At 67.1% G+C, this 25,557-nt stretch carries 25 protein-coding genes; 11 read left to right on the plus strand and 14 right to left on the minus strand.

Features of this window, described 5'->3' with window-relative positions:
* Window positions 1–8: 8 nt before the first annotated feature.
* The 3 genes from BAY15_RS07375 to BAY15_RS07385 form a co-directional block, all read right to left on the minus strand.
* Window positions 9–1,220, minus strand: a complete 1,212-nt coding sequence (locus BAY15_RS07375; protein WP_068850595.1) for an OprO/OprP family phosphate-selective porin — start codon at window positions 1,218–1,220, stop codon at window positions 9–11.
* 181 nt (window positions 1,221–1,401) lie between these two features.
* A complete protein-coding gene (gene nth / locus BAY15_RS07380) occupies window positions 1,402–2,076 on the minus strand; it encodes an endonuclease III (RefSeq protein WP_068850597.1) in 675 nt (224 codons plus the stop codon).
* Window positions 2,076–2,447 carry a hypothetical protein gene (locus BAY15_RS07385; protein ID WP_068854609.1) on the minus strand — a complete coding sequence of 124 codons (372 nt, stop codon included), beginning with the start codon at window positions 2,445–2,447 and terminating at the stop codon, window positions 2,076–2,078. The genes nth and BAY15_RS07385 overlap by 1 nt, the downstream gene beginning before the upstream one ends.
* 236 nt (window positions 2,448–2,683) lie before the next feature.
* On the opposite strand from BAY15_RS07385, the gene BAY15_RS07390 reads away from it, so the two are divergent.
* The 3 genes from BAY15_RS07390 to BAY15_RS07400 all read left to right on the plus strand — a co-directional run bounded on the left by BAY15_RS07390 (window position 2,684) and on the right by BAY15_RS07400 (window position 5,234).
* Complete coding sequence (locus BAY15_RS07390; protein WP_068850599.1) at window positions 2,684–3,385, plus strand: FKBP-type peptidyl-prolyl cis-trans isomerase N-terminal domain-containing protein; 702 nt, start codon at window positions 2,684–2,686, stop codon at window positions 3,383–3,385.
* Window positions 3,386–3,546: 161 nt separating this feature from the next.
* Window positions 3,547–4,329 (plus strand): CoA pyrophosphatase, encoded by a 783-nt coding sequence (locus BAY15_RS07395; protein WP_068850601.1) that lies wholly within the window; start codon window positions 3,547–3,549, stop codon window positions 4,327–4,329.
* A complete protein-coding gene (locus BAY15_RS07400; RefSeq protein WP_068854611.1) occupies window positions 4,329–5,234 on the plus strand; it encodes a sulfurtransferase in 906 nt (301 codons plus the stop codon). The genes BAY15_RS07395 and BAY15_RS07400 overlap by 1 nt, the downstream gene beginning before the upstream one ends.
* Before the next feature lie 113 nt (window positions 5,235–5,347).
* Here BAY15_RS07400 and BAY15_RS07405 read toward each other — a convergent pair whose 3' ends face one another.
* Window positions 5,348–5,917, minus strand: coding sequence for an N-acetylmuramoyl-L-alanine amidase (locus BAY15_RS07405; protein ID WP_068850603.1), 570 nt, complete (start codon window positions 5,915–5,917; stop codon window positions 5,348–5,350).
* Between the two features lie 57 nt (window positions 5,918–5,974).
* Between BAY15_RS07405 and BAY15_RS07410 the strand changes: the two genes are divergently transcribed.
* Together BAY15_RS07410 and rlmKL are read left to right on the plus strand one after the other, a co-directional pair.
* A complete protein-coding gene (locus BAY15_RS07410; RefSeq protein WP_068850606.1) occupies window positions 5,975–6,505 on the plus strand; it encodes an alpha/beta hydrolase in 531 nt (176 codons plus the stop codon).
* A 173-nt stretch (window positions 6,506–6,678) separates the two neighbouring features.
* Complete coding sequence (rlmKL, locus tag BAY15_RS07415) at window positions 6,679–8,823, plus strand: bifunctional 23S rRNA (guanine(2069)-N(7))-methyltransferase RlmK/23S rRNA (guanine(2445)-N(2))-methyltransferase RlmL (protein WP_068854612.1); 2,145 nt, start codon at window positions 6,679–6,681, stop codon at window positions 8,821–8,823.
* A gap of 75 nt (window positions 8,824–8,898) precedes the next feature.
* Here the strand turns inward: rlmKL and BAY15_RS07420 are convergent, their stop codons facing one another.
* Genes BAY15_RS07420 through BAY15_RS07430 form a run of 3 tightly spaced genes read right to left on the minus strand, consistent with a single transcriptional unit; the run spans window position 8,899 to window position 11,179 of the window.
* Window positions 8,899–9,228: a DUF3325 domain-containing protein gene (locus BAY15_RS07420; RefSeq protein ID WP_068850608.1), complete on the minus strand. Its 330-nt coding sequence runs from the start codon at window positions 9,226–9,228 to the stop codon at window positions 8,899–8,901.
* The gene (locus BAY15_RS07425) at window positions 9,225–10,859 is read right to left on the minus strand and encodes a PepSY-associated TM helix domain-containing protein (RefSeq protein WP_068850610.1); all 1,635 of its coding nucleotides are present in this window, start codon (window positions 10,857–10,859) and stop codon (window positions 9,225–9,227) included. The genes BAY15_RS07420 and BAY15_RS07425 overlap by 4 nt, the downstream gene beginning before the upstream one ends.
* On the minus strand, window positions 10,856–11,179 hold the full coding sequence (locus tag BAY15_RS07430) for a DUF3649 domain-containing protein (protein WP_068854614.1): 324 nt from the start codon (window positions 11,177–11,179) through the stop codon (window positions 10,856–10,858). Before BAY15_RS07430 ends, BAY15_RS07425 begins: the two co-directional genes overlap by 4 nt.
* A 73-nt stretch (window positions 11,180–11,252) precedes the next feature.
* Here BAY15_RS07430 and BAY15_RS19135 point away from each other — a divergent pair, with 73 nt between their 5' ends.
* Together BAY15_RS19135 and BAY15_RS07435 are read left to right on the plus strand one after the other, a co-directional pair.
* A complete protein-coding gene (locus BAY15_RS19135) occupies window positions 11,253–11,462 on the plus strand; it encodes a hypothetical protein (RefSeq protein WP_157771705.1) in 210 nt (69 codons plus the stop codon).
* Complete coding sequence (locus BAY15_RS07435; RefSeq protein WP_068850612.1) at window positions 11,459–12,688, plus strand: aminotransferase class V-fold PLP-dependent enzyme; 1,230 nt, start codon at window positions 11,459–11,461, stop codon at window positions 12,686–12,688. Before BAY15_RS19135 ends, BAY15_RS07435 begins: the two co-directional genes overlap by 4 nt.
* A gap of 24 nt (window positions 12,689–12,712) precedes the next feature.
* On the opposite strand, the gene BAY15_RS07440 is transcribed toward BAY15_RS07435, so the two are convergent.
* The 4 genes from BAY15_RS07440 to BAY15_RS07455 form a co-directional block, all read right to left on the minus strand.
* A complete protein-coding gene (locus BAY15_RS07440) occupies window positions 12,713–13,111 on the minus strand; it encodes a DUF4124 domain-containing protein (protein WP_083214103.1) in 399 nt (132 codons plus the stop codon).
* A 142-nt stretch (window positions 13,112–13,253) separates the two neighbouring features.
* The gene (locus BAY15_RS07445) at window positions 13,254–14,546 is read right to left on the minus strand and encodes a DUF445 domain-containing protein (protein WP_068850616.1); all 1,293 of its coding nucleotides are present in this window, start codon (window positions 14,544–14,546) and stop codon (window positions 13,254–13,256) included.
* Between the two features lie 131 nt (window positions 14,547–14,677).
* A complete protein-coding gene (locus BAY15_RS07450; protein ID WP_068850618.1) occupies window positions 14,678–15,556 on the minus strand; it encodes a plasmid replication/partition related protein in 879 nt (292 codons plus the stop codon).
* Between the two features lie 52 nt (window positions 15,557–15,608).
* Window positions 15,609–16,961, minus strand: a complete 1,353-nt coding sequence (locus BAY15_RS07455; protein ID WP_068850620.1) for an aspartate aminotransferase family protein — start codon at window positions 16,959–16,961, stop codon at window positions 15,609–15,611.
* A 233-nt stretch (window positions 16,962–17,194) separates the two neighbouring features.
* Here BAY15_RS07455 and BAY15_RS07460 point away from each other — a divergent pair, with 233 nt between their 5' ends.
* Window positions 17,195–18,490 carry an MFS transporter gene (locus BAY15_RS07460; protein ID WP_068850622.1) on the plus strand — a complete coding sequence of 432 codons (1,296 nt, stop codon included), beginning with the start codon at window positions 17,195–17,197 and terminating at the stop codon, window positions 18,488–18,490.
* Here BAY15_RS07460 and BAY15_RS07465 read toward each other — a convergent pair.
* Window positions 18,471–18,932 carry a bacteriohemerythrin gene (locus tag BAY15_RS07465; protein ID WP_068850625.1) on the minus strand — a complete coding sequence of 154 codons (462 nt, stop codon included), beginning with the start codon at window positions 18,930–18,932 and terminating at the stop codon, window positions 18,471–18,473. The genes BAY15_RS07460 and BAY15_RS07465 overlap by 20 nt on opposite strands.
* A gap of 69 nt (window positions 18,933–19,001) precedes the next feature.
* Window positions 19,002–20,342, minus strand: a complete 1,341-nt coding sequence (locus tag BAY15_RS07470; RefSeq protein WP_068850627.1) for a diguanylate cyclase — start codon at window positions 20,340–20,342, stop codon at window positions 19,002–19,004.
* Window positions 20,343–20,634: 292 nt separating this feature from the next.
* Between BAY15_RS07470 and BAY15_RS07475 the strand changes: the two genes are divergently transcribed.
* On the plus strand, window positions 20,635–21,297 hold the full coding sequence (locus tag BAY15_RS07475) for a DUF6338 family protein (RefSeq protein WP_068850629.1): 663 nt from the start codon (window positions 20,635–20,637) through the stop codon (window positions 21,295–21,297).
* A 105-nt stretch (window positions 21,298–21,402) separates the two neighbouring features.
* Here BAY15_RS07475 and BAY15_RS07480 read toward each other — a convergent pair whose 3' ends face one another.
* Window positions 21,403–22,704 carry an NAD(P)/FAD-dependent oxidoreductase gene (locus BAY15_RS07480; protein WP_237334329.1) on the minus strand — a complete coding sequence of 434 codons (1,302 nt, stop codon included), beginning with the start codon at window positions 22,702–22,704 and terminating at the stop codon, window positions 21,403–21,405.
* 145 nt (window positions 22,705–22,849) lie between these two features.
* Here BAY15_RS07480 and BAY15_RS07485 point away from each other — a divergent pair, with 145 nt between their 5' ends.
* A complete protein-coding gene (locus BAY15_RS07485) occupies window positions 22,850–24,301 on the plus strand; it encodes a glutamine synthetase family protein (protein WP_068850634.1) in 1,452 nt (483 codons plus the stop codon).
* Window positions 24,302–24,435: 134 nt separating this feature from the next.
* Window positions 24,436–25,539, plus strand: a complete 1,104-nt coding sequence (locus tag BAY15_RS07490) for a polyamine ABC transporter substrate-binding protein (RefSeq protein ID WP_068850637.1) — start codon at window positions 24,436–24,438, stop codon at window positions 25,537–25,539.
* Window positions 25,540–25,557: the final 18 nt, after the last annotated feature.

Below are 25,557 nucleotides of genomic sequence, written 5' to 3' on the forward strand. Positions count from 1 at the left end.
CCTGTTGCTTACCAGAAGAACTGCAGGCGCGCTTCCAGGATGTTCGGGTCGTCGTTCACGAAAGTGCGCGTGGCGGAGCTGTACTTCTTGCTGTCCACCATCACGTAGTTCAGCGCGAACTTGGTGTTGGAGCGCCAGTAGTAGTTCACGCCGACGGTCCAGATATCCATCTTGCCGCCCAGCACGCCGTCCACGATCGGCGGACGACCGGCAACCGGGTTGGCGTTCAGATGGCCATCATCCAGGTTCATCGAATCATAGCGCGCGCCCAGCTGCCACATGCCACGGCCCGGTTCGTCCGGCAGGCCGGTGGTCGGCACGCCGCTCTTGTAACCCCAGGTCTCGCCGGTGATGTTCCACAGCCCGCTGACATAGAAGCCGTCGCTGGTGTAGTTGTCGCGCGTCATGCGCTTGGCTTCGCTGGTGTAGTACTCGGCCTGGGCCTTGAACGGGCCGCCGATGTACATGGCTTCGGCACCGATGGTCTTGACCCGGTCGGTGTCGGTCATGTTGCCGCTGTCGACCAGGCGTGCGGTGGCCAGGTCGGCGTTCGGACGGGCGCGCACGCGCAGGGTGTCCGCGTCGGTGTCGTAGTCGACATAGCTCAGGCCGAAGTGCAGGACCTGTCCCTTGTCGTTGATCGGCGCCCAGGTGCCACGTGCGCCATAGCCGCTGCCGTGGGCCAGGTTGCGGGTCAGCTCACGGCCGAATGCGCTGGCGGTGACCGACCAGTTGTTGTCGCCGAAGCTGTAGGCGCCACCGAGGCGGCGGGCCACGGCGTAGGTATTGGTGACCGCAGCCTTGGAGATGAAGTCGTTGTTCTTGGTGCTGGACAGCTCTTCCAGGCTGTTGGGCTGCTTGAACTGGCCCAGCTGCACGAAGTGGTTGGCGTTGCCGGCCAGCTTGTACTTGACGTTGGTGTCCAGGAACTTGTCGGCCTTGGCGTCGTAGCCGACCACCCATTCCACGTTGCCCGGGCCCTTGCCCTTCAGCACCAGCTCGGCGCGACGCAGTTCGAATTCGCTGTCCTTGCCGTTGGCGGCATCGCCACCGTTGAGATCGGTCACATCGTTGTCGAACCAGTTGCCGTCGGCCTGGACCAGGCCTTCGAAGGTGATCTCCGAGCCGCCGATCACGTCGATGGCCACTTCAGCGTGGGCGGCCGGCACGAACAGCGCAGCAGCCACGGCCGCAGTGAGGAGTTGGCGATGCAGTTTCATGGAAAGGAGCCTTGCAGGCAGGTGGGAAGATGCTGCGCAGGCTAATAAGTGAAGATTGCGTAAATATGACAGTTTCAGACAAAGCAGCCCCAGGCCCGGGCACGGCGGCTGCTGGGGTTGCTCAAACTGCCCGAATCAGATGACTGCCCGGTTGCGCCCAGATGGCAGTCGCCGCCATCGCTCAGGCGGCGGTTTTCTGCTTGAAGCGGCACAGGTCACGGATTACGCACTGCGGGCAGTCCGGTCTGCGCGCCTTGCACACATAGCGGCCATGGAGGATCAGCCAGTGGTGCGCGTCGAGCAGGAACTCGGCCGGAATCACCTTGACCAGCAGGTCTTCCACTGCGCGAACGTCCTTGCCGGGGGCCAGCCCGGTGCGGTTGGCCACCCGGAAGATGTGCGTATCCACCGCCATCACCGGTTCGCCGAACGCAGTGTTGAGCACCACGTTGGCGGTCTTGCGCCCGACCCCGGGCAGGGCTTCCAGCGCGGCGCGGTCACGCGGCACGTCACCGCCATGCTGGTCGATCAACAGGCGGCAAGTGGCGATGACATTCTTCGCCTTGGCGTTGAACAGGCCGATCGTGGCGATGTACTTCTTCAGTCCGTCCTCGCCCAGCGCCAGGATCGCCTGCGGCGTGTTGGCCACCGGGAACAGTTTGCGCGTGGCCTTGTTGACGCCCACATCGGTGGCCTGCGCGGAAAGCGCCACGGCGACCAGCAGTTCGAACGGTGAGCTGTACTCCAGTTCGGTCTTCGGATGCGGATTGAGTTCGCGCAGGCGGGTGAACATTTCAACGACGTCGGCCTTGGGCATGCGCGCACTGCGCGGAGCGGCCTTTGCAACAGGGGGCATCAGGAAGGCTTTCCAGCAGCCCTGGCTTTGGCGCGCGCAAGAATCGCGGCAGCCGCAGGCGGCAGGGCGGGCTTCAGATCGGGAGTGGGGGCCGGCGACGCGCGTCGCGCATCGCGTTCGGCCGCGCGGCGCGCAAGCCGCTGCGCGCGCTGGCGGTAACGGTCACGCGCCGCCCAGGCGCGCTGCAGCTGCTGCTGGGCCTGCAGCAGGCGGGCGGGCAGGTCCGGGTGGCCGGGCAGCAGGGCGTCGTCGCCAGGGCCGGGCACGTAGTCCATCAGGCCGGCGTCCAGCGCGGCATCCAAGCCATCCGCCAGCACCAGCTGCAGCAGGCGCGCCGGCGCCGGCCCGGCGGCGTCACCTCCCTGAACCATGGGGCGGTTGACCCCGGGCGCTGGGGTGGCACCATCGTCGGCAACGGACAGGGGCGCGTCGGCCACGGCAGAAACTCCTGGTAAAACGTTAAAAAAAAGTGATTTTGAACTCTGGAAACGAAAGCAGGTCATAGCCTTCGTCGTTAGTGGCGGTTCAACGTTGCGGCGGCTATCCTAACCCGTCGCCTCAGGGCGGCCCAATGCGTCCTGAGTTACCACCCCTGGAGAAACGTTTGATGAAGTTGCGTTCTATCGCGGTCGCCGTCGCGGCCCTGGCCCTGACGGGCAATGCCTTCGCCCAGGACACTTCGTCCGAAAAGGGCAAGCTGAGCTATTACTTCGGTTACGACTACGGCAACAACCTGGCTGAGCTCACCGGTCGCGGCGAACAGCTGGACATCAATTCGGTGGTGAAGGGCCTGCAGGATGCCTACGCCAAGAAGCAGCCGGCAATCACCGCCGACCAGCTGAAGCCGGCCGTCGAAGCCTTCCAGAAGCGTGAGCAGGGTCGTGCCGCTGCCGCCAAGGCCGAGTACGAAAAGGCTGCCGCCGAAAACAAGACCAAGAGCACTGCCTTCCTGACCGCCAACAAGGCCAAGGCCGGCGTGCAGGCGCTGCCGAGCGGCGTGCAGTACCGCGTGATCGAAGCCGGCAAGGGCGCCAAGCCGACCCAGGCCAGCACCGTGCAGCTGGAAGTGGCCGGCCCGTACCCGTTCGGCACCCGTCCGACCGAAGCCCGCCCGGCGCAGCAGATCCCGTCGATCAAGGTCAGCGAAGTCGAAATGAAGGCCATGCGCGAAGTGCTGCTGCAGATGCCGGCCGGTTCGAAGTGGGAAGTTACCCTGCCGCCGGAACAGGCCTACGGTGCCGACCCGCGTACCCCGTTCCCGCCGAACGTCGCCGTGCAGTTTGAAATCAAGCTGGTCAGCGTCAAATAAGAACGGCTGAAAACAACAAAACGCGTCGATGGCAACATCGGCGCGTTTTTTGTTTTCAGCACATTCGTAGCGCCGACCGTTGGTCGGCTCCCGCAGTGTTGGAACCGCGCCATTCGCGTTACTGTTGCCCGGTGCACTTTCCGGAAACCCCCGCCCATGCCATGCCAAGCCCCTGCATCGGAACCTGCGCGCTTGATCGCGCCGGCCTGTGCGGCGGCTGCCTGCGCAACGTGGATGAAATCACCCGCTGGTCGACGATGACCCGACACGAACAAGAACATGTGATGCGGCAGGTGCTGCCGCTGCGTGAGCAGCTGCGGCAGTCGCTGGGTGGCTCACTGGCCGACCACGAGCGCCTGTTGCGCGCGCTGCACCCGCTCGATGCACCCCCCGGTGGCGATGGCTGGAACCGCAGTGAACTGGCCGACCTGCTGCCGCCCGGCCCGCCGGTGGAAGCGGCGGTGCTGGCCGGGATCATTCCGCGTGCCAGCGGCGCGCAGGTGCTGCTGACCCGGCGCACCGATACGCTGCGCCAGCATGGCGGCCAGGTCGGCTTCCCGGGCGGCCGCCAAGAGCCGGACGACCGCGACGCGGTGGCCGCCGCGATCCGCGAAAGCAACGAAGAAATCGCGCTGGCGCACGACCAGGTGCAGGTGCTGGGCTACCTGGATCCGTTCGTGACCATTACCGGGTACCGGGTGATGCCGGTGGTGGCGGTGATCGACCCGGGCTTCGTGGCGGTGCCGCAGCCGGATGAAGTGGCCGAAGTGTTCGAAGTGCCGTTCGATTACCTGATGGACCCGGCCAACCTGCACCAGGTCGAGATCGACCACCGCGGCCGCATTCGCCACGTGCTGGAATACGGCTGGCCGGGCCAGCGCATCTGGGGCGCCACCGCCGCCATCCTCTACAACCTGCGTCGCCGCCTGGAGCAACTGGAATGATGACCGCGAACCCGACCCCGTGGACCACTCTTGTCGATGTGGCGACGCTGTCCAGCGCGCTTTCGCAGGGGGATACGCGCCTGCTGGATGCACGCGCCACCGCCAGTACGGCGCCGCGCGTGCTGGATGCGCGTTTTTCGCTGGCCGATCCGCAGTCCGGCGCGCGCGATTACGCCGCCGGGCATCTGCCCGGCGCCCTGCGCGCAGACGTCAACCGCGACCTGGCGGACATGAGCGTGGTCGGCCACGGCCGCCACCCGTTGCCGGACAGCGATGCGTTCGCCGCCACGCTGGGGCGGTGGGGAATCGGTCCGGATACCCAGGTCGTGGTCTACGACGGCGGCGACGGCAGCATGGCGGCGGCGCGCGCATGGTGGCTGCTGCGCTTGATCGGACATACACAGGTGGCGGTGCTCGATGGCGGCCTTGCGGCGTGGCAGTCGGCCGGTCTGCCGTTGACCACGGACGTGCCCGAGGTGCTGCCGTTGCCGGCCTATCCGGGGCGTTTCGATACCCGCCAGGTGGCGTCGGTGGACGAGATCGCCGCGCGCTTGAAGCATGCGCCGGGCTGGCTGCTGGATGCGCGTGCCGGTGAACGGTTCCGGGGTGAGGTGGAGCCGCTGGATCCGGTGGCGGGGCATGTGCCCGGGGCGGTGAACCGCCCGTTCGCATTGAATGTGGCCGACGGCCGCCTGCGGCCCGCAGCCGAATTGCAGGCCGCGCTGCGGCCGCTGATCGGGACGCATGATCCGCAGCAGGTGGTGTTGATGTGCGGGTCGGGCGTGACCGCCTGCCATCTGCTGTTGGCGATGGAAGTGGCCGGGCTGCACGGCGCGCGGGTCTATGCCGATTCGTGGAGCGGGTGGGTCAGCGATTCAAGCCGACCGGTCGCGACCGGCGCCTGATCGGCCGCCACCCACGGCGTCAACGAATGGCACAGGTAGAGCGGACTGTCAGTCCGCTGCTCTCCGCGTCGACCGCAGGCTGCACGCCAACGGCAGCGGACTGACAGTCCGCTCTACCCCCCCAGCGGACTCAGCGTCACCGCCGCCAGCACCCGCGGCCACGGGAACAACGGGCCCGGGTCGCGCTTGCGCAGCACGCGCCGGTCCGGATCGTCGCTGGCTACTTCTTCCCGGGTGTCCAGCGCCTCGTGCCCGGCGATGTGGTGCAGGGCGGGCAGGGTGTCGCACAGATGCTGCAACAGGTCGATCAAGGCCGCGATCTGGGCCTCCGGATAGGGTTCGTCCATAGCCTGGTGGCGCGAATCCAGCCAGTGCGGGTAGCGGCCGGTGTTGACCAGTTCGATGCCGACCGAACGCGGGTTGTACCCGCTGACGTGGTGAGCCACGCGCTCGACCGGGACGTACTCGACGATGCTGCCGTCGCGGTCGATGTAGAAGTGCCCGCTGTTGCCGCTGCCGCTGTCGTACAGCACGCGCTCGCCGTAGCTGCGCGCCATGGCCAGGTCGGGCAGTTCGGTGCAGTGGATCACCACCAGATCGATGTCATCCGGCGCGCGCTCGCCCAGCTGCGCCACGTAGGGCAGCGGCTGCGAATCGATGCGGGGCGGGGCGCGGTCGGGCATGCGCCGATGCTAGCATTCAGGCATGAGCGCTTACATCGATTTCCACGCGGTGGCTGCATGAGCCGCGGCCACTGCATTCTTTCCCACGGCTTCGAAAGCGGCCCGGACGCCACCAAGGTAACCGCCCTGGCCGAGGTGGCCGAGCGACTGGGCTGGACCCACGAACGGCCCGATTACACCGACCTGGATGCCCTGCGTGAGGTCAGCAGCGTGGGGGATGTCCGTGCCCGCCTGCAGCTCCTGGTCGAGCGCGCCAGCGCCGCCGCCGCGCAAGGCCCGGTCGTGCTGGCGGGTTCCTCGCTGGGCGCCTACATCTCGGCCATCGCCTCGCTGCAGGTCCCGACCCGGGGTCTGTTCCTCATGGTGCCGCCGACCCGGATGGGGCCGATGCCGGCGCTGGATGCCGCCCGCGTGCCCACCAGCGTGGTCCACGCCTGGCACGACGAACTGATTCCCGCCGCCGATGTGATTGCCTGGGCCCAGGCCCGGTCAGCCCGTCTGCTGCTGGTGGACGACGGCCACCGCCTGAACAACCACGTGGACGCCTCCGCGCAGGCCTTCGAGGCCCTGCTCGCCACCCTCCGGTAGAGCGGGGCTCCGACCCGCTGCATTCCGGTAGCGGTTCGGCCAGCCAGGCAGAGCCCGGCGCTACGCGGCCGCGTGCGGCCCGGTCACGTACAATGGACGGTCCGGCGCCTGCGCCCGGGCCGCCCGCGGTGCCCGTGGGCACCCCCTTCCTGCTGACCTGCGATACCGATCCCGTGAAATTCTTTGTTTCCTGCGCCAAGGGCCTGGAGTACCTGCTCGCCGACGAACTGCTGGCGCTGGGCCTGCCCAGGGCCACTGCCACCATTTCCGGCGTCAATGCCGAGGGCGAGCTGCCGCAGGCACTGAAGGTGGTGTTGTGGTCGCGCCTGGCCAGCCGGGTGCTGTGGCCGCTGGCCGAGTTCGACTGCCCGGACGAGGGGTCGCTGTACCAGGGCGTCTCGTCGATGCCGTGGGAGCAGCACATCAGCCCCGAGCTGACCCTGTCGGTGGACGCCCATGTGTCGGGGACCGAAATCACCCACGCGCGCTTCGCCGCGCAGCGGGTCAAGGACGGCGTGGTAGACAGCCTGCGCGCGCAGGGTCTGGAGCGGCCGTCGGTGAACACCGAGTTCCCGGACGTGCGCATCAACCTGTCGCTGCGCAAGGGCCGCGCCTCGATCTCGATCGACCTCGGCGGTGGCCCGATGCACCGGCGCGGCTGGCGCATGGCGCAGAACGAGGCCCCGCTGAAGGAAAACCTGGCGGCCGCCGTGCTGATGCGCGCCAACTGGCCGAAGATCCATGCCGAAGGCGGCGGCCTGCTGGACCCGATGTGCGGCAGCGGCACGCTGCTGATCGAAGGCGCGCTGATGGCTGCCGACGTGGCCCCGGGCCTGCAGCGCCACGGCAGCATTCCGCCGAGCCGCTGGCTGGGCTTCGACCGCGAAGCCTGGAACGCCCTGATGGCCGATGCGCGCACGCGCGAGCAGGCCGGGCGCGCAGCGCTCAAGCAGGTCATCCACGGCAGCGACATCGACCCGCATGCGATCCGCGCGGCCAAGGAAAACGCGGAAACCGCGGGTGTCGCCGAGGCGATCTGGTTCGGCGTGCGCGACGTGGCCGACGTGCAGGTTCCGCCGCAGGAAACCGGTTGCGTGGTGTGCAACCCGCCGTATGACGAACGCCTGGCCGCCGATGCGGTGCTGTACCGCCGCCTGGGCGATGCGCTCAAGCGCGCCGTGCCGCAGTGGCGGGCCAGCCTGCTGTGCGGCAGCGCCGAACTTGCGTTCGCCACCGGGCTGCGCGCGAACAAGAAGTACCAGCTGTTCAACGGCGCCATCGAGTGCGCGTTGATCGTGTGCGATCCCATCGCCGTACCGCAGCGCGAGAACGCGGGCCAGCCGCGCGAGCTCAGCGAAGGCGCGCAGATGGTGGCCAACCGGCTGCGCAAGAACATCCGCAGGTTCAAGACCTGGAAGGCGCGCGAGCAGGTCACCTGCTACCGCGTGTATGACGCCGACCTGCCCGAGTACGCCGCCGCGATCGACGTGTACGAAGAAGACGGTGGCGCTGGCCGCACCTTCCTGCACGTGCAGGAATACGCCGCGCCGGCCACCATTCCCGACGTGGACGTGCGCCGCCGCCGCAATGAGCTGCTCTCGGCCGCGCGCGAGGTGTTCCAGGTGCCGGCGGAGCAGGTGGCGCTGAAGTCGCGCGAGCGCGGCAAGGGCGGCAGCAAGTATGGCCGCTTCGAACAGCGCGGCGAATTCGTGCTGGTGCGCGAAAACGATGCGCTGCTGCGCGTGAACCTGTTTGATTACCTGGACACCGGCCTGTTCCTGGACCACCGCCCGCTGCGCTGGCACATGGCCAAGGAAGCGCAGGGCAAGCGCTTCCTCAACCTGTTCTGCTACACCGGCGTGGCCAGCGTGCAGGCAGCGGTGGCCGGTGCGGCCTCCACCACCAGCGTGGATCTGTCCGGTACCTACCTGCAGTGGTGCGCCGACAACCTGGCCCTGAACGGCAAGGGCGGCAGCCAGCACCAGCTGATCCAGGCCGATGCACTGGCCTGGCTGGAAGCCGAGCGGCATCGGTTCGATGTGATCTTCTGCGATCCGCCGACCTTCTCCAACTCCGCCCGCGCCGAGGATTTCGACGTGCAGCGCGAGCATGTGCGGCTGCTGCGTGCGGCCGTGGCGCGGTTGAGCCCGGAAGGCGTGCTGTACTTCTCGAACAACTTCCGCCGCTTCAAGCTGGACGAGGAAGCGATCAAGGAATTCGCCGAGTGCCGCGAGATCTCGGCCGACACCATCGGCGACGATTTCGAGCGCAACCCGCGCATCCACCGCGCGTGGGAGTTGAGGCGTTACGGGGCGTGATGTAGAGCCGACTGTCAGTCGGTTTGCACTTGAGTTCCCGTTGCCACCGGAAGAGCAGCCGACGGACAGTCGGCTCTACAGCGCGGCGGCGCCCAGGCCCAGCACCGGCAACGCCCAGGCCAGCGGCGCGATCCAGCGCGGTCGCCAGGGATACAGGCCGAACGCGATCAGCAGGCCACTGATCGTCATCGCCCCCAGCCACAGCACCGGGCCGGCGGCCCAGCCGTGGTCGGCCACGCAGATGCCGAACGCGGTCGCCAGCAATGCCCAACCCAGCCAACGCCACAGCCGCATGCGCGCGGGGCCGGCGTGCGCCTTGCCATGCAGGTCGAGCTGGTGCTTTTCCATCGCCAGCGACAGTGCGGTGAACGCAGAAAAGTTCAATGTGAGCGCCAGCAGCATCATGCGCTGGCCTCGGCGGTATTCGCGGTGGCGGCAAGGGCAGCGGCCTGGCGCCGCTTCTTCTCGGCAGCACTCAGCGCAGGCTGCCAACGCTGCATGCGCAGGCCGCAGTACGCCAGCATCGCGCCGAAGGCGAGCATCACCAGGTCGAACCCGGCCACCGCCCAGTCGCCGGTTCGCAGCGTTACGCCCAGATGTGCATCGGTGGTGAGCACATTGATCACGGGGATCAGAGCGAACAAGGCCGCGCCCAGGTACAGCTGCCAGGCCCACATCAACCTCTTGGGCCAGAGGAAGGCCGCCAGCAGGGCGGCGCCCCAGGCATAGAAGAACACGCTGGCTTCTGCGTCGGCGCGTTCCGCCATTTCCAGCGGCAGCAACCGGTTACCCCAGAAGTACGCGGCAAACGCGATCGGCAGGCCGGCCACGGCGCCGATGTTGAGCGCATCCACCAGCCGCAGGCCGAAGCCGATCCTGCCGGCCTTGGCGTGCTTGGGGCGCTCCTTGACCGCCCACAGCACTACGCCGCTGGCCGCCATCAGGCAACCCACCAGGCCGGACAGGAAGAACAGGGCGCGCAGGCCCCAGTCCGCGAAGCGGGCCAGGTGCAGGCCGTACATCACGCCGCGGGTGTGGGTGGCGCCGCCGGGCACCGGGCTGGTCTCGATCAGCGCGCCGCTGACCGCGTGGTAGCGCAGCGATGGTGTGTCGATCGACAGCCGCTTGCCATCGCGCTGGTAGATGTCGATCACCGCATTGGCCGCGCCCGGGTGGAACACGGTGAAGCCGCTGACCTGCGCGCCCTTCCATTCGGCACGCGCGCTGTCGAGCAGCTGCTGGATCGGCAGCGGCGCCGCGCGGCCTTCGGCGGCGTCGGCCGGATCGGCCAGGCGCGCAAAGGCCTCGCTGAAGAACGCGTCTTCATCCTTGGGATAAGCCACGCTTACGCCCTGCGGCAGGTACATGAACATCAGCGTGACTATGCCGGTGTAGGTGATCATCGCATGGTAGGGCAGGGCCATCACCGCGCTGACGTTGTGGAAGTCCAGCCACGAACGCAGGCCCTTCTCCGGCCGGAAGGTGAAGAAGTCCTTGAAGATCTTCTTGTGCGTGATCACGCCGGTGATGATCGCCACCAGCATGAACATCGCGCAGAAACCCACCAGGTAGCGCGCCCACAGCACCGGGATATAGTGCAGGTCGAAATGCAGGCGGTAGAAGAAATCGCCGCCCCGGGTTTCGCGCGCGGCCACTTCCTCGCCGCTGGCCGGGTCCACCGTGGCATCGCCGAAGCGGCCACCGCCGCGGCGGCGCTTTTCACCTTCGGCCGGTGGCTCCACCATCGATTCGGGGTTGCGCCAGAACATGCGCATGGCCGGGTTGCGCGGATCGGGCAGGGTCACGTTCCAGCTTTCGGCCTGCGGCGCCTTGTGCTGCAGGAAGGTCACCGCGCGCGCGGCGGCGACCTCGGTGGACACGCTGCTGCGCGGCAGCTCCGGGCGCATCCAGCGGCTGATTTCTTCGCGGTAGTAGCTGGCGGTGCCGGCCATGAAGATGAGCAGCAGCAGCCAGCCCACCAGCAGCCCGGTCCAGGTGTGCAGCCAGGCCATGGACTGGCGGAATCCATTCTTCATGCACGTGCTCCCAGTGCGAGGGTGCCCAGCCAGAACAACGCGGTGGGCGCGGCGATGCCGATCCAGGCGCGCAGTGCGGTGCGGGTGGCGAATGCCCACAGCGCGGCGCAGGCGCACAGCACGATCGCCACCAGCATGCCGGTCAGCACCGCTTGGGCGCGGGCGATGGGCAGGGCTACGGCGAAGAACATCGCGCAGGTGGCGGCCAGCGCGTAGCCGCCGATGATCGCGGCCAGCGAACGCGACAGCACTCCCAGCCAGGGGCGGTCGATGAAACCGCCGAAACGGTTGAACCAGCTGGCATCAGGCGTGCTGTCCACGGGAACCTGCAATGTCGGGTCGAACAACGAACGTCACCGGCCGAAGCCGGTGACAGGGAAAGGGTGGCCATCCGTGGCCAAGCCGCCGCACAGGGCGGGGGTATCCCTGGAGAACGGTGTTGCCTCTGTCGCGCACGGCAGCGCCACCATCGGCGGCGCGCAGGACGGCATCGAGCAAGCATCCAGTTCGCTAATGATAGTCATTATCATTCGCTTCGGCAAGATTGATCGGCATTTCGCGCCACCCGTTCTTCGCGCGGCGGCTGCAATACTGGCCGCATGACCGACGCAGACCTGCACGCTCTCGACGCCTTGCCCGATCCCGCCGGGCGCGACCCTGACAGGCTGGCAGCCGATGAGGACTGGTGGTCCCAGGTAGCGGCGCTGTACGACCTCACCGACGAGGTGGTCATGCTCGACAACGGCTACTGGGGCGCGATGGCGCGGCCCGTGTTGCAGTCGTATCAGCGCGCCACCGCACGCGTGAACCGTGAGAATGCCTGGTTCGGGCGGCGGGAGTTCCCGGCGTTGTTGGAACACGCGCGGGCAACGCTGGCCGAAGCGCTGGGCGTGGGCACCGATGAGATCGTGCTGACACGGGGCGCGACGGAAGCGATGCAGGTACTGATTGCCGGCTATCGGCACCTGTCTCCGGGCGATACCGTGCTGTATGCGGACACCGACCACGAAAGCGCGATCGCCGCCGTGCAGTGGCTGCGCGAACGCAGGGGCGTGGACGTACAGCGCATCGTGCTGCCGGAGCCGTTCGACCATGACGGCATCGTGGACACCTACCGCCAGGCGCTGGCGCGCTACCCGCGCACCCGCCTGCTGCTGCTCACCCAGGTCGGCCATCGCAACGGCATGCTGCTGCCGGTGGCGGAGATCAGCGCACTGGCCCGCGCGGCCGGCGCGGACGTGGTGCTGGATGCGGCCCATGGCATCGGCCAGGTCGACACGCCGCTGCACGCGCTGGGCGCGGATTTCGTCGGTATCAACCTGCACAAGTGGATCGGCGCACCGGTCGGCATGGGTGCGCTATACGTGCGTCGCGGACGCGTTCAGGACCTGGATCCCTGCATGGGCGAGGCCGACACCGGCGATATCGACAGCCGCGTCCACACCGGCACGGTCAACTTCGCGGCGGTCATGGCCTTGCCGGCCGCGGTATCGCTGCACCAGCGGATCGGCGTGGCAAACAAGCGCGCGCGCCTGCTGCGCCTGCGCAACCAGTGGCTGGATGCGCTGCGCGACGACGCCCGGATCCAGCTGCTGGCGTCACCGGATCCGCGTCTGTCCAGCGCCATCGCCGCCTTCCGCCTGCGCGGGCAGGTCAGCCTGGAGGCCAACGCCGCCACGGCCGAGCGCATGCTGCAACAGTCCGGTGTCTTCGTGGTGGCCCGCGAGGGCTTGGCGTCCGGCGCCTGCGTACGCGCGACACCGGGCATCTTTACCGCCCCCGCGCAGATACAGTCGCTGATCGACGCCGTGCGCGCAGTTGCTGGTTAGGCAGGTTTCCCTGCCGGTAGATGTTCAGCGCGAGCTGCAGGCCTTGGCGATGTCGGCGTCGATCCGCTCCGGTGCGGGGCGTCCGAACATCTCGCTGATCTCGCGTCGGGAACGCAGTTCTTCGCATTGCTCCGGATTGGCCGCGCCGTCGATCACGGTGCCGCGCACCGGGGGCTCTCCACGGCCAGCGTCAGCCTGCATGCGGCGGCGGGCCTGGTGCAGGTCGCGCTGGGCGCGGGTGCGCTCTTCCCACGTGAGGTTGGGGTCTTTGACAATCGGGCGGGTCACGCCGGTGTCCTGCTCGGGTGGGCAGGGTACCGTCTGGTAGATGGTCTGGCCGCCGTTCGCGCACTTGTACACGCGCCCGGCGTGGGCATTGCAGGCCAGCGCGCACAGCGCCAACGTCATGATCGTCCTTCGCATGGTTCCCCCCGTGGGCCACTCCAGCCCTGAATGCGCGGCAGAATACGCGAACCACGTCTCAAAAACACCCGGGCAATCTGTCAACCGGGCCTGCCACAAACCGAAGTAGAGCCACGCCCTGCGTGGCTGCGCTGGGCAGTCCCTACCAATGCATCCAAACGGTCAGGGCATGCAGCAACAGCCCGATCAACCCACCCACCAAGGTGCCGTTGAACCGGATGAACTGCAGGTCGCGACCCACGCTGAGCTCCAGCTGCTCCACCAGGTGCCGTTCGTCCCAGCCCTTCACGGTCTGCGCGATATGGCTGGTCACGCCTTCGCGCAACCGGGTGGTCAGGCGCTCGGCACCGTCCATGAGGTGCTGGTTGAGCGCCTCGCGCAGTGAAGGGTCCTCCTGCAGCGCCTGGCCGATCTTGCCCAGGCTGCGCTGCAGGTGGCCGGCCAGCGCAGACGATTCGCTGGACAGATCGGCGCGCAGGCTGGCATGGATGCGCGCCCATAGGCCCTGGACGTACTCCTGCACCGCCGGGTGGTCGATCACCTGCTGCTTGAGCTGGTCGACCTTTTCCGCCAGTGCCGGGTCGTGGCGCAGGCGCTGGATGTAGCCGCCCAGCCACGCCTCGTAATCCTTGCGCAGCGGGTGTTCCGGCTCGGCCAGGATCTGCTGCAGTTCGGCCAGCACCGCGTGCGCCATGCGCTCGGCCAGGTTGTCGCCGATTTCATCAATGGGTTTGACCCAGTTCACCGTGCTGGCGAGCTTCGGCCATTCGCGCTGGATGTAGCGCACGATCAGTTCGGAAGCGCGCTGCCGCACGGCGTCGTTGTCCATCCACTGGCTGATCCGGGTCAGCCCTTCGTCCAGCACCCGCTGGTGGCGGTTGTCGGCAGTGAGCAGGCCCAGCAGCTCGCCGGCTGTGGCCGCCGCGTTCCACTGCCGCAGCTGCTCGACCACGAACGCCTGGATGCTGCGGCGAACGGCGGCTTCGTCGAGGAAATCCAGCGCCTGCAGGGCCCAGCCCCGCGCCATGTCGGCCAGCAGCCGCGACCGTGCGGGATCGGCCAGCCAGCTGCCAAGCCGGCTGGCGGGATCGAATACCTGCAGCCGGGCCAGCAGTGCCTGCGGTTCCAGGAACTGGTCGCGCACGAACACCGCCAGGCTGTCGGCAATGCGCTCCTTGCTGCGCGGGATGATCGCCGTGTGCGGGATCGGCAGGCCCAGCGGGTGGCGGAACAAGGCCACCACCGCGAACCAGTCGGCCAGCGCGCCCACCGCAGCGGCTTCACAGAAGGCGGAAACCCACGCCCAGATACCGCGTTCGCCGTTGAGATGGCTGATGACGAAGCCGGCCAGCATGGCCAGCAGCATCGCCAGGGCAATGGCTTTGAGGCGGCGTAGCTGGGCGCGGCGGGGGTCGACCGAGGGCGTGCTGTTCATGCGGCAAGTGTATCGACCCGGATGCGAACGCCGCCTCGACAAGCACTCTGGACGACCGGCCAACGGCCGGCGCCACCAGGAAACTCCCACATCGCTCGACGGTAGCGCCGGCCGTTGGCCGGCAGAACGGGTTACGCCACGTCGCCGACCTGTCGGCGAAGTGCCCCCAACTGGGCACGCAGCGCATCGTTTTCTAGGGTGAGCGCGATCACCCGCTGGCGCAGCTCGGCCGGGCCTTCGCCCAGCGAGGTCAGTGCCTCGGCAATCTCGGCCTCACGGCTCGGATCGACCTCCAGCTCGCCATCGGCGCTGTGCAGCACCTCCTGCACCGGCTTGCGCGGCTTGCGCTTGGCCTCGCGCACGCGCTTGGCGGCCTGTTTCAACTCGTCCTTGCCGGCGGCCGCGGCCGCGCGCTGTTCCTCTTCCGGCAGCGCCGCTACGGCCGCCGCAGCGCTGATCGAGATCACCCCGCTCTTGACCGCTTCCACCAGTTCCGGCGCGGCCTGCTTGTGGATGCGTTCGATCATCGTTACCTGGCTGCTGCTCAGCCGGGCTTCGCGCGCCATGTCGGCGCGGCTTACCTTCGGCGCCGGCGCCCACGGCGGGCTGTCCTCATCGCCTTCGGGCGTGGCATCGGCGATCTCGCCGTCGCTTTCGCGCTGCAACTGGGCCTGGTCGGCGCGGTGGCGCTCGGCCAGGATGTCCCGCTTGCGCAGGGCCAGCACGCCGCGCTGGAAATCGGACACGCTGCGCCGGCCCAGGTGCTGTTCGATCATCCACAGGTGGACGTCGTCCATCGACTGGAAGCGGGTGTTCTGCACCGTCTGGAACGGCAGGCCGTGCTTCTGGCAGATGCCGTAGCGGTTGTGCCCATCCACCAAAACATCGTTCCACAGCACCAGCGCGTCGCGGCAGCCTTCGGCCAGGATGCTGCGCTCCAGCGCCTCGTGTTCGTCGGCGGTGAGTGGATCGATGTAGGCCTTGAGTTCTTCTTTGACGACGATGTCCATGCAATCCGGTTGGCGAGCAGCTGTTGACCGCCCATTGTACCGGTCGCCGGCATCACGCCGTGGCGCGGATCATCTCGCCCAGCACGTCCACGATCCGGTCGATCTGCGCCCGGTCGATGATCAGCGGCGGCGACAGCGCGATCACATCGCCGGTACAGCGCACCAGCAGCGCCCCATCGCGGAAGCAGCGCTCGAACACCTCAAAGCCCCGGCTGCCGGGGGCGTCCTTGCGCGGCGCCAGCTCGACCGCACCGATCAGCCCGAAATTGCGGATGTCCACCACGTTCGGCAGCCCGCGCAGGCTGTGCAGGCGGGTCTGCCAGTATTCGCCCAGCTCGATGGCACGGTCGAACAGGCCCTCGGCGGCGTATGTGTCCAGCGCCGCCAGCGCAGCAGCGCAGGCCAGCGGGTGGCCGGAATAGGTATAGCCGTGGAACAGCTCGATGGCCCCCGGCGGGCCCTGCATGTACGCGGCGTGGATGGCATCGGACACCATCACCGCGCCCATCGGCACCGCGCCGTTGGTCAGCCCCTTGGCCATCGTCAGCAGGTCCGGGGTGACCCCGAAGCGCTGCGCGGCAAAGGGGTTGCCGACCCGGCCGAAACCGGTGATGACCTCGTCGAACACCAGCAGGATGCCGTGCTGGTCGCAGATTTCGCGCAGGCGCTGCAGGTAGCCCGGCGCCGGCAGGATCACCCCGGCTGAACCGGCAATGGGCTCGACGAATACCGCCGCGATGGTGGAGGCATCATGCAGCGCGATCAGCCGTTCCAGGTCCTCGGCCAGTTCGGCGCCGTGGCGGGGCAGCCCGGGGGTGAAGGCGTTGCGTGACAGGTCCAGGGTGTGGCGAAGGAAGTCGCTGCCTGCCAGCAGCGGGCCGAAGCCTTTGCGGTTGTTGGGCAGGCCGCCGATCGAGAGCCCACCGAAACCGACCCCGTGATAGGCCTTCTCGCGTCCGATGAAACGGGTGCGCTGGCCTTCGCCGCGCAGCCGGTGGTAGCCGAGCACGATCTTCATCGCCGTATCCACCGCCTCGGAACCGGAGTTGGTGAAGAACGCATGGTTCAGCGGTCCGGGAGCGAGCGCGGCCAGGCGCTGCGCCAGCACGAATGGCAGCGGCGTGCCCATCTGGAAAGGCGGGGCGAAATCCAGCGTAGCCGCCTGCTGCTGGATGGCCTGCACGATCCGCGGCCGGGCGTGCCCGGCGTTGCAGCACCACAGTCCGGCGGCGCCATCAAGGATCGGGCGGTCGTCCACGTCGTGGTAGTACATGCCTTCGGCACGCACCAGCAGGCGCGGTGCGGCCTTGAACTGGCGGTTGGCGGTGAACGGCATCCACCAGGCGTCGAGGCTGGTGGGTGCGTGTTGGGACAGCGGGGATGGCGGTGTTTCGGTGGGGGGCATGGTGCTGGACCCGCGAATGTGGATGGTCTCGACTTTACTGCCTGGATCGTTGCTTCGTCGTGGACCGCCTGGTCCGGCCAACGGCCGGGAATACCGCTGGTTTCGTTCGGCACAGCCTGGTCCGGCCAACGGCCGGGGCTACCGCTGGTTTCGTTGTTTCGCGTGCAACCATCGCGACGGTGGGCGGCGGTCACGTGGCAGAATCGGGCAGCTGATCTTCCCGCACGTGAACGATGTCGACTCCTGCCGCTGCCAACGCCGCCAATTCGCCCCGCCGCATCCTGCTGGCCAGCCTGATCGGCACCACCATCGAGTTCTTCGACTTCTACATTTACGCCACGGCGGCGGTGCTGGTGTTCCCGCACCTGTTCTTCCCCGACAGCAGCGAGGGTGCCGCGCTGCTGCAGTCGCTGGCGACCTTCGCGGTGGCGTTCATCGCCCGGCCGGTCGGCTCGGCGGTATTCGGCCATTACGGCGACCGGATCGGGCGCAAGGCCACGCTGGTGGCTGCGCTGCTGACCATGGGCGTGTCGACCGTGGCGATCGGCCTGCTGCCCACTCACGCCAGCATCGGCATCCTGGCGCCGGCGCTGCTGGCACTGTGCCGGTTCGGCCAGGGCCTGGGCCTGGGCGGCGAGTGGGGTGGGGCGGTACTGCTGGCCACGGAGAACGCGCCACCGGGCAAGCGGGCCTGGTACGGCATGTTCCCGCAGCTGGGCGCGCCACTCGGGTTCCTGCTTTCGGCCGGCATCTTCCTGCTGCTGGGCCGCGCGATGAGCGATGCGGACTTCCTGCAGTGGGGCTGGCGCGTGCCGTTCCTGGCCAGCTCACTGCTGGTGGCGGTAGGCCTGTGGGTGCGCCTGAACATCCATGAGACCCCGCAGTTCCAGGCCGCACTGGACCGCAACGAACGCGTGCGCCTGCCGATGTGGACAGTGCTGCGCCACCACCCGCGCACCCTAGTGCTGGGCACGCTCGGGGCGTTCGCCACCTTCGTGCTGTTCTACCTGATGACGGTGTTCACCCTCGGCTATGGCACCACCGTGCTGCACTACAGCCGCGAGCAGTTCCTGCTGCTGCAGATGGTGGGCATCCTGTTCTTCGCCGCCGGTATTCCGCTGTCGGCGATGTACGGCGACCGCTGGGGCACCCGGCGCACGATGATCGTGGCCAGCGGCCTGATCCTCGGTTTCGGCGTATTGTTCGCGCCGTTGTTCCAGGCCGGCAGTCCGTGGCTGGTAGTGGGGTTCCTGGCCCTTGGCCTGTTCCTGATGGGCCTGACCTACGGGCCCTGCGGCACGTTCCTGGCCGAAATCTACCCGGTCCAGGTGCGCTATACCGGCGCCTCGCTGTCGTTCAACCTGGCCGGCATCCTCGGCGCGGCGCCGGCACCGTACGTCGCGACCTGGCTGGCCGGCCGTTTCGGTCTGGTCGCGGTGGGCTACTACCTGTGCCTGACTGCGGTGATCACCATCCTGGCGCTGCTGGCCATGGGCCGGCCAACCCGGCTCAGCGGAAAATCCGCTTGAGCGTGCGCCCCAGCCAGCTGCCCTGCTGGTGGTCGCGGGCGAACTGGTTCAGGTGCTGCTTGACCGATTCGGCGTAGGCCTTGTCATCGCCCCGGATGTGGTTGAACAGCCAGCGCGAGAGCATCGTGCGCAGTTCGTCGGTGATGTCCTCGCCGGCCTGGAAACGCAGCCGGTACTCGGACACGCGCTTGCCGAAGATCTCGTGCACGCGCTTGTGCGCGGCGCAGAACGGGTAGCCGGCTTCTTCCATCAGCTCTTCCTCGAACGCGAAGTGCGACATGGTGTAGTCCACCAGTTCGTCGATCACCTCGGCCACGGCCACCTTGTGCAGGCTGGTCTGCGCCACGTGCAGGTGGTTGAGCATCTCCACGATCCGCATGTGCTGGTGGTCGATGACGTCGATGCCGATGTTCAGGTCGTCCTGCCAGACCAGAAGTGCCATGCTGCGTTCCCTGTGATGTTCGCTGGGAACGACTCTAGGCAGGGCAGGGCGCACCTGCGTTGATCTGGATCAAGGCGCCAGCGCGGGTTCCCGGGCGGCGGTGGCCTCACACGTGCTGCACACGCGGTTGCGGCCGCCGGCCTTGGCCAGATACAGCTGGCGGTCGGCTTCGGAAATCAGCCGGTGCAGCGAATCGTGCTGCGGGCGGATGCAGCACAAGCCGATGCTGACCGTCATCCGCAGCGTGGTGTGACCAAGATCCACTTCCAGCGCGGCGATACGTTGGCGCAGGATCTCGAAGTAGCCGATGGCTTCGTCTTCCTCCAGTCCCGGTACCAGCAGGCAGAATTCTTCGCCACCGAAGCGCGCGATCAGGTCCTGGTCGCGTGCGTGGTCGGCGACGGCCGCGGCCACCGCCCGCAACGCGTCGTCGCCGGCTTCATGGCCATGGGTGTCGTTGATGTGCTTGAAGTGATCGATATCGATCATCGCCACCGCCACCTGCTCACCCTGCACCTGCAGCTTTGGCAGTTGGCGCGTGCTCTGTTCCAGGAAGCAGCGGCGGTTGGGCAGGCCGGTGAGGAAATCGCGGGTGGCCAGGTCCTGCAGCGTGCCGATCAGCTCCAGCTGGTCCACGTTCTGCGAGACGCGGCAGAAGAACTCCTCGCGCGAGAAGGGTTTGCGCAGGAAGTCGTTGGCGCCGTTCTTCAGGAAGCGCGGAATCAGCGAGGGATCGGTGTTGCCGGAAATGCCGATCACCGCCACCTTGTCGCGCGAGCGCAGGGTGCGCAGCCGGCGGGTGAATTCCACGCCCTCCATGCCGGGCATTTCCTGGTCGACCACCGCCAGCCGGATCGCCGGGTGGGCCTCGATCGCCTTCAGGCCCTCGGCACCGTCGGCAGCCTCGTAGACGTCGTGGCCATACATGCGCAGCAGCGAGGCGGCGTACATGCGCGCGGACATCGAATCATCCACCACGAGCGCGGCGATGCGCCGGTTGCGGTCCAGGCGCTGCACCAGCCACACCAGGTAGTCGATGCTGCCGGGAGTGTTCTTGAGCACGTAGTCAATGATCTGCTGCTGCAGTACGCGCTTGCGCAGGTCCTCGTCGTACACCCCGCTGACCACCACCGTACGCAACCCGCGCGACAGGAAGTACTCCACCACCTTGTCGCGGTCGCCATCGGCCAGCACCAGCCCGGTCAGCACCAGGAACCAGCCCTGTTCCTCATCCAGCAGGCGCCCGGCCTCGGCCAGCGAGGTCGCCACCGACACCGGCAGCTCCAGCCGCTGCTCGATGGCTTCCTTGAGCATGCTGGTGAACGTGCGCGAGTTCTCCACCAGCAGGATCCGCTGGGGGAGGTCATCACCGGGGTCGCTGGGGAAGGCGCCCTGAAACAGTGCCGGCATGTTGCGTACGCTCGAATCCGAGAGGGTCGGAAGGTGTATCGGCGTCTTCACGCCGGACTTTAGGCCCAATCTCCCGATCTGTGACCGCAATGTCCGGAACCGGGGCTGCAACGCCCGGATCCGGAGGTCCCGGACCGTAGCGCCATACCCTGCGTGGCAGCCCTCCCGACTCCGCCGGGCCAATCCGTAGGAAGAATCAATCGCTACCCGACTGGAATGAGAGCTGATGCACGTACGGGCATGCTTCCGCCGCTTACGATTCCTCTGTGCTCGAAACTCTGGTCCGCAACGCATGGACAACCTCTACAAGGAAGTGACCCCGCTACTCACGTTCCTGCTGCCGGGCTTCCTGTCCGCATCGATCTTTTATGGGTTCACGTCTCATCCCAAACCCAGTCAGTTCGAAAGGACAGTTGAAGCGCTGGTCTTTACGTTCGTTGTTCATGCCGTCACTCGGATGATTGAGGCCGTGTTGGAAGCACTCGGCCGCGTCTGGTCCGCTGGAGAGTGGACATCGACAAGCCAGCTCACCTGCTCGGTGTTGATTGCGACAGCTCTGGGTGCGTTGATGGCAGCTGCCGTCAACAAAGATGCCGTTCATTCCTGGCTGAGGAAGAAAGAAATGACATCTCGCAGTTCGCATTCAAGCGAGTGGCATGGTGTCCTGGGTTCGAGCCTTTCCGACGTAGTGCTGCATCTGGTCGACGGGAGGCGACTCACGGGCTGGCCGAAGGAGTGGCCTCTGAATCCAGGACAGGGTCAGTTCTATATTCTGGATCCTGCGTGGATCGATAATGATGGAAATCCTGTGGATCTGATTGATCTGGAGGGCATAATCATTCAAGCGACCGATGTCAGGTGGGTCGAAGTAATAATGGTCGAAGGAGTTCGAGATGGCTGTTTTACGCAACGGTTCCAATCCACCACTGCCGCCATGGAGACGCGTGCGTTCTGACGGCGCGGATCAGCCGATTCGCAGCAACCGGCCCAAGCTTCCGCCGAATCCGCCGCCTGCACCCAAGCGCCCCTGAGGGGAGCGCTGCGCTCGACTACGCACCCTTTACCCCAACACATCCCGCAGCTTGTACCAGGACATGGCGGCCACCAGCAGCGGCGTGCGCAGGAGCTTCCCACCGGGGAAGCGTGCATGCGGAATGCGCTCGAACACATCCAATCGTTCGTTCTGTCCGGCAATGGCCGCGGCAATCACTGCGCCGGCCAATCCCGTCGCGGCGACGCCATGGCCGGAGAAACCCTGCGCGAAGTACACGTTGGGTGTGAGCCGGCCCCAATGCGGGGCACGGTTGCGGGTGATGTCCACGTAGCCGCCCCAGACCTGCTCCATGCCCACGTCGGCCAGCTGCGGGAACACCTGGTGCATGCGTCTGGTCATTACCCCGCGCAGGTTCGGTGGCGGCAATGCGGAATAGCTGGCGCGGCCGCCGAACAGCAACCGGTGGTCAGTACTCAGCTTGAAGTAATCCAGCGCCCAGCTGACGTCGGCCACGGCCATGTCATTGCGGATCAGCGCCCGGGCCCGTTCCTCGCCCAGCGGGGCGCTGGCGCCGATATAGGTACCCACCGGCATGATCCGGCTCTCCAGCTCCGGTGCGATGCCCTGCAGCCACGCGTTGCCGGCGATGACCACCTGGTTGGCGGTGACGGTGCCGTGGGCGGTACGCAGCTGCGGGCGGTCCCCGCGCACCAGTTCCAGGACAGGGCTGGCCTCATGGATCACCACGCCCAAGCCCTCGGCCGCGCGGGCGAGCCCCAGCGCATAGGCGAGCGGATGCAGGTGGCCGCTGGCCGCATCGAACATCGCGCTGCGATAGCGCGGGCTGTCGAGCTGGCTGCGCAGCTGCTGCCGGTCCCACCACTGCAGCGGGTAGTCGTAGCGCTCCACCAGCGTGTCCATGCCTGCGCGCAGCGCACGCTCCTGGCGCGCGTTGATTGGCACGCTGGCGTGGCCATCGCGCCAGTCGCACTGGATCGCGTAGTGGCTCAGGCGATTGCGGAGCAGGGCCATGCCCTCGCGGGAGAAGTCGAACAGGCGTCGCGCGTCGGCATTTCCGACCAGCCGTTCCAGCGTATCCACCTCGCAGCCGTAGCCGACAATGGCCTGGCCGCCATTACGGCCCGAGGCGCCCCAGCCGACCCGGTGCGCCTCGAGCACGGTCACCCGGTAGCCGCGTTCGGCCAACGAGAGCGCGGCCGACAGGCCGGTATAGCCCGCGCCCAGTACGCACACGTCGGTGGCATGGTCGCCCCGCAGCGGCGCGCGCAGTGGCGCGTCGGGCACGCTGTCGGCATACCAGCTGGGTGCGTGCGCCTGTCCGGCCAGGCTCATCGGGGGCTCGCTCATGCGCCCAGCATGCCAGCAACCCGTGTCGAGGGCAGGTGCGCCCGCTGTGACGGCGGTTGCCGACGGGGGTACAGTGGCACTATCACAATACGTTCCAGCCCTTCGGCGAAGCTTGTCGTCGTTACTCCAGCACAGCAGACCGGTCATGACCACCCGAACGCGTTCGCGCAAAGCCCCGTCTCCATCGCGCAAGGCCGCCGCTCCGTCGCGGAAGGCCCCCGCGCGCAAGGCCACGGCCAAACCGGCTGCCGAAGAGAGTGTGCTGCTGCGCTGGCTCAAGGATCGCCACATCACCGAAGTGGAATGCCTGGTGCCGGACATCACCGGCAACGCGCGCGGCAAGATCATCCCGGCCGACAAGTTCTCCCATGACTACGGCACCCGGCTGCCCGAGGGCATCTTCGCCACCACCGTCACCGGCGAGTTTCCGGACGATTACTACGAACTGACTTCGCCGTCGGACTCGGACATGATCCTGCGCCCGGACCCTGATACCGTGCGCATGGTGCCGTGGGCCACCGACCCCACCGCGCAGGTCATCCACGACTGCTACACCAAGCACGGCGAGCCGCATGAGCTGGCGCCACGCAACGTGCTCCGCCGGGTGCTCGATGCCTATGCCGAACTGGGCCTGCGCCCGGTGGTGGCGCCGGAGCTGGAATTCTTCCTGGTGCAGAAAAACACCGACCCGGACTTTCCGCTGCTGCCGCCCGCCGGCCGCTCGGGCCGCCCGGAAACGGCGCGGCAGTCGTACTCGATCGATGCCGTCAACGAATTCGATCCGATCCTCGACCTGATGTACGACTACTGCGACGCGATGAAGCTGGACGTGGACACGCTCATCCACGAATCCGGCGCAGCGCAGCTGGAGGTCAACTTCACCCACGCCAACGCGATGGACCTGGCCGACCAGGTGTTCCTGTTCAAGCGCACCATGCGCGAATCAGCCATGCGCCATGGGGTGTATGCCACCTTCCTGGCCAAGCCGATGGAAACCGAGCCGGGCAGTGCGATGCACATCCACCAGAGCCTGGTGCGGGTCAGCGACGGCCACAACGTGTTCAGTGGTGACAACGGCGGGGAGGAATTCAGCCCGTTGTTCGGCCACTACCTGGCCGGCCTGCAGAAGTACGTGCCGGCAGCGATGGCCTTCTTTGCCCCGAACGTGAATTCCTACCGGCGGCTGGTATTCGGCGAGGTCTCCCCCAGCAACGTGCACTGGGGCTTCGATAACCGCACCTGCGGGCTGCGGGTGCCGATGGATACCCCGGAAAACATGCGCGTGGAAAGCCGTTTTGCCGGCTCCGACGCCAATCCCTACCTGGCGATCGCCGCCACCCTGGCCGCCGGCCTGCTGGGCATCCGCGAGCAGGGCTCGCCGACCGCCCCGATCAGTGGCAGTGCCAAGGAGCTCGGCTATGACCTGCCGCGCTCGCTGGGCGAGGCGCTGGACGGCCTGGAGCGCTGCCCCGAGCTGCGCGAGATGCTCGGCGAGCGGTTCTGCCGGGCGTATGTATCGGTCAAGCGCAAGGAATACGAGACCTTCTTCCGGGTGATCAGCTCCTGGGAGCGGGAGTTCCTGCTGCTGAATGTGTAACCGGCCCCAGCCGCCCGATCAGGCATGGCCGTGAGCGCCATGTGCTGGGAAAATACCCGGCTGCCCGTTAGGCTGGCACCGTCATGCCGGTCCGGCCGGTTCCCCCGCCTTGCACCTGACCTGTGGAGAGTCCGATGAAGCTGCGAATCCTCACCCTCGGCATTGCCGTTTCGATGCTCAGCGCCTGTGGCGGCGCCAAGCAGGAAGACAGCAAGGTGCTGAACGTCTACAACTACAGCGATTACATCGCCGAAGACACCATCCCGAACTTCGAAAAGGCCACCGGCACCAAGGTGACCTACGACGTGTTCGACAGCGACGAGATGGTCGAGACCAAGCTGCTCGCTGGTGGCAGCGGCTATGACGTGGTGGTGCCGACGCTGAACTTCTTCGGCCGCCAGATCCAGGCCGGCGTGTTCCTGCCGCTGGACAAGAGCAAAATTCCCAACCTGGCCAATCTCGACCCGGAGATGATGAAGCGCATCGCGCAGCAGGATCCGGACAACAAGTACGGCGTGCCGTACATGATCGGCACCACCGGCATCGGCTACAACGTGGAGATGCTCAAGGAGCGTTTCGGCGGCAGCATCGAGATCGCCAACAGCTGGGACCTGATCTTCAAGCCGGAAAACATCGCCAAGATGAAGGACTGCGGGATCACGATCCTGGATACCCCGGCCGACATGATTCCGATCGCGCTGCATTACCTGGGCGAAGACCCGCACAGTCATGACCCGGCGGTGATCCAGAAGGCGGCCGACCTGCTCAAGACCATCCGCCCGTACGTGCAGAACTTCCATTCCTCGCAGTATGTGGGCTCGCTGGCCAACGGCGGCACCTGCCTGGTGGTGGGCTGGTCGGGCGACATCATCCAGGCCCGCGACCGCGCCGCCGAAGCGGCCAACGGCGTGACCGTAGCCTATTCGATCCCGAAGGAAGGCGCGCCGCAGTGGTTCGACATGCTTGCCATTCCGAAGGATGCCAAGCACCCGGAAGCGGCCTACGCCTTCATCAACTACCTGCTGGACCCGAAGGTCGCCGCGGCCAACACCAACTTCATCCACTACGCCAACCCGGTGAGCGCGGCCACGCCGCTGGTGGACGAAGCGATCCGCAACGACCCGACCATCTACCCGCCGGCCGACGTGGCCGCGAAGATGTTCACCTACTCGATCAACCCGCCGGATGTGGACAAGCTGTACACCCGGTTGTGGACCGAGGTGAAGACGGGTCGCTGAGGCGACGGGTTTGCACGA

Source organism: Stenotrophomonas rhizophila (genome assembly GCF_001704155.1).
Classification (GTDB): Bacteria; Pseudomonadota; Gammaproteobacteria; order Xanthomonadales; family Xanthomonadaceae; genus Stenotrophomonas; species Stenotrophomonas rhizophila_A.

Coding starts and splice junctions, on each gene's coding strand:
- BAY15_RS07420 (WP_068850608.1), bottom strand. CDS start 9,228: ATGATGCTGCTGGCGCTCACATTGAACTTTTCTGCGTTCACCGCACTG.
- BAY15_RS07390 (WP_068850599.1), top strand. CDS start 2,684: ATGAAGTTGCGTTCTATCGCGGTCGCCGTCGCGGCCCTGGCCCTGACG.
- BAY15_RS07375 (WP_068850595.1), bottom strand. CDS start 1,220: ATGAAACTGCATCGCCAACTCCTCACTGCGGCCGTGGCTGCTGCGCTG.
- BAY15_RS07455 (WP_068850620.1), bottom strand. CDS start 16,961: ATGCCCCCCACCGAAACACCGCCATCCCCGCTGTCCCAACACGCACCC.
- BAY15_RS07410 (WP_068850606.1), top strand. CDS start 5,975: ATGAGCCGCGGCCACTGCATTCTTTCCCACGGCTTCGAAAGCGGCCCG.
- BAY15_RS07460 (WP_068850622.1), top strand. CDS start 17,195: ATGTCGACTCCTGCCGCTGCCAACGCCGCCAATTCGCCCCGCCGCATC.
- BAY15_RS07400 (WP_068854611.1), top strand. CDS start 4,329: ATGACCGCGAACCCGACCCCGTGGACCACTCTTGTCGATGTGGCGACG.
- BAY15_RS07485 (WP_068850634.1), top strand. CDS start 22,850: ATGACCACCCGAACGCGTTCGCGCAAAGCCCCGTCTCCATCGCGCAAG.
- BAY15_RS07405 (WP_068850603.1), bottom strand. CDS start 5,917: ATGCCCGACCGCGCCCCGCCCCGCATCGATTCGCAGCCGCTGCCCTAC.
- BAY15_RS07490 (WP_068850637.1), top strand. CDS start 24,436: ATGAAGCTGCGAATCCTCACCCTCGGCATTGCCGTTTCGATGCTCAGC.
- BAY15_RS07450 (WP_068850618.1), bottom strand. CDS start 15,556: ATGGACATCGTCGTCAAAGAAGAACTCAAGGCCTACATCGATCCACTC.
- BAY15_RS07480 (WP_237334329.1), bottom strand. CDS start 22,704: ATGAGCGAGCCCCCGATGAGCCTGGCCGGACAGGCGCACGCACCCAGC.
- BAY15_RS07440 (WP_083214103.1), bottom strand. CDS start 13,111: ATGCGAAGGACGATCATGACGTTGGCGCTGTGCGCGCTGGCCTGCAAT.
- BAY15_RS07470 (WP_068850627.1), bottom strand. CDS start 20,342: ATGCCGGCACTGTTTCAGGGCGCCTTCCCCAGCGACCCCGGTGATGAC.
- BAY15_RS07465 (WP_068850625.1), bottom strand. CDS start 18,932: ATGGCACTTCTGGTCTGGCAGGACGACCTGAACATCGGCATCGACGTC.
- BAY15_RS07475 (WP_068850629.1), top strand. CDS start 20,635: ATGGACAACCTCTACAAGGAAGTGACCCCGCTACTCACGTTCCTGCTG.
- BAY15_RS07435 (WP_068850612.1), top strand. CDS start 11,459: ATGACCGACGCAGACCTGCACGCTCTCGACGCCTTGCCCGATCCCGCC.
- BAY15_RS07445 (WP_068850616.1), bottom strand. CDS start 14,546: ATGAACAGCACGCCCTCGGTCGACCCCCGCCGCGCCCAGCTACGCCGC.
- BAY15_RS07425 (WP_068850610.1), bottom strand. CDS start 10,859: ATGAAGAATGGATTCCGCCAGTCCATGGCCTGGCTGCACACCTGGACC.
- BAY15_RS07395 (WP_068850601.1), top strand. CDS start 3,547: ATGCCAAGCCCCTGCATCGGAACCTGCGCGCTTGATCGCGCCGGCCTG.
- BAY15_RS07385 (WP_068854609.1), bottom strand. CDS start 2,447: ATGGTTCAGGGAGGTGACGCCGCCGGGCCGGCGCCGGCGCGCCTGCTG.
- nth (WP_068850597.1), bottom strand. CDS start 2,076: ATGCCCCCTGTTGCAAAGGCCGCTCCGCGCAGTGCGCGCATGCCCAAG.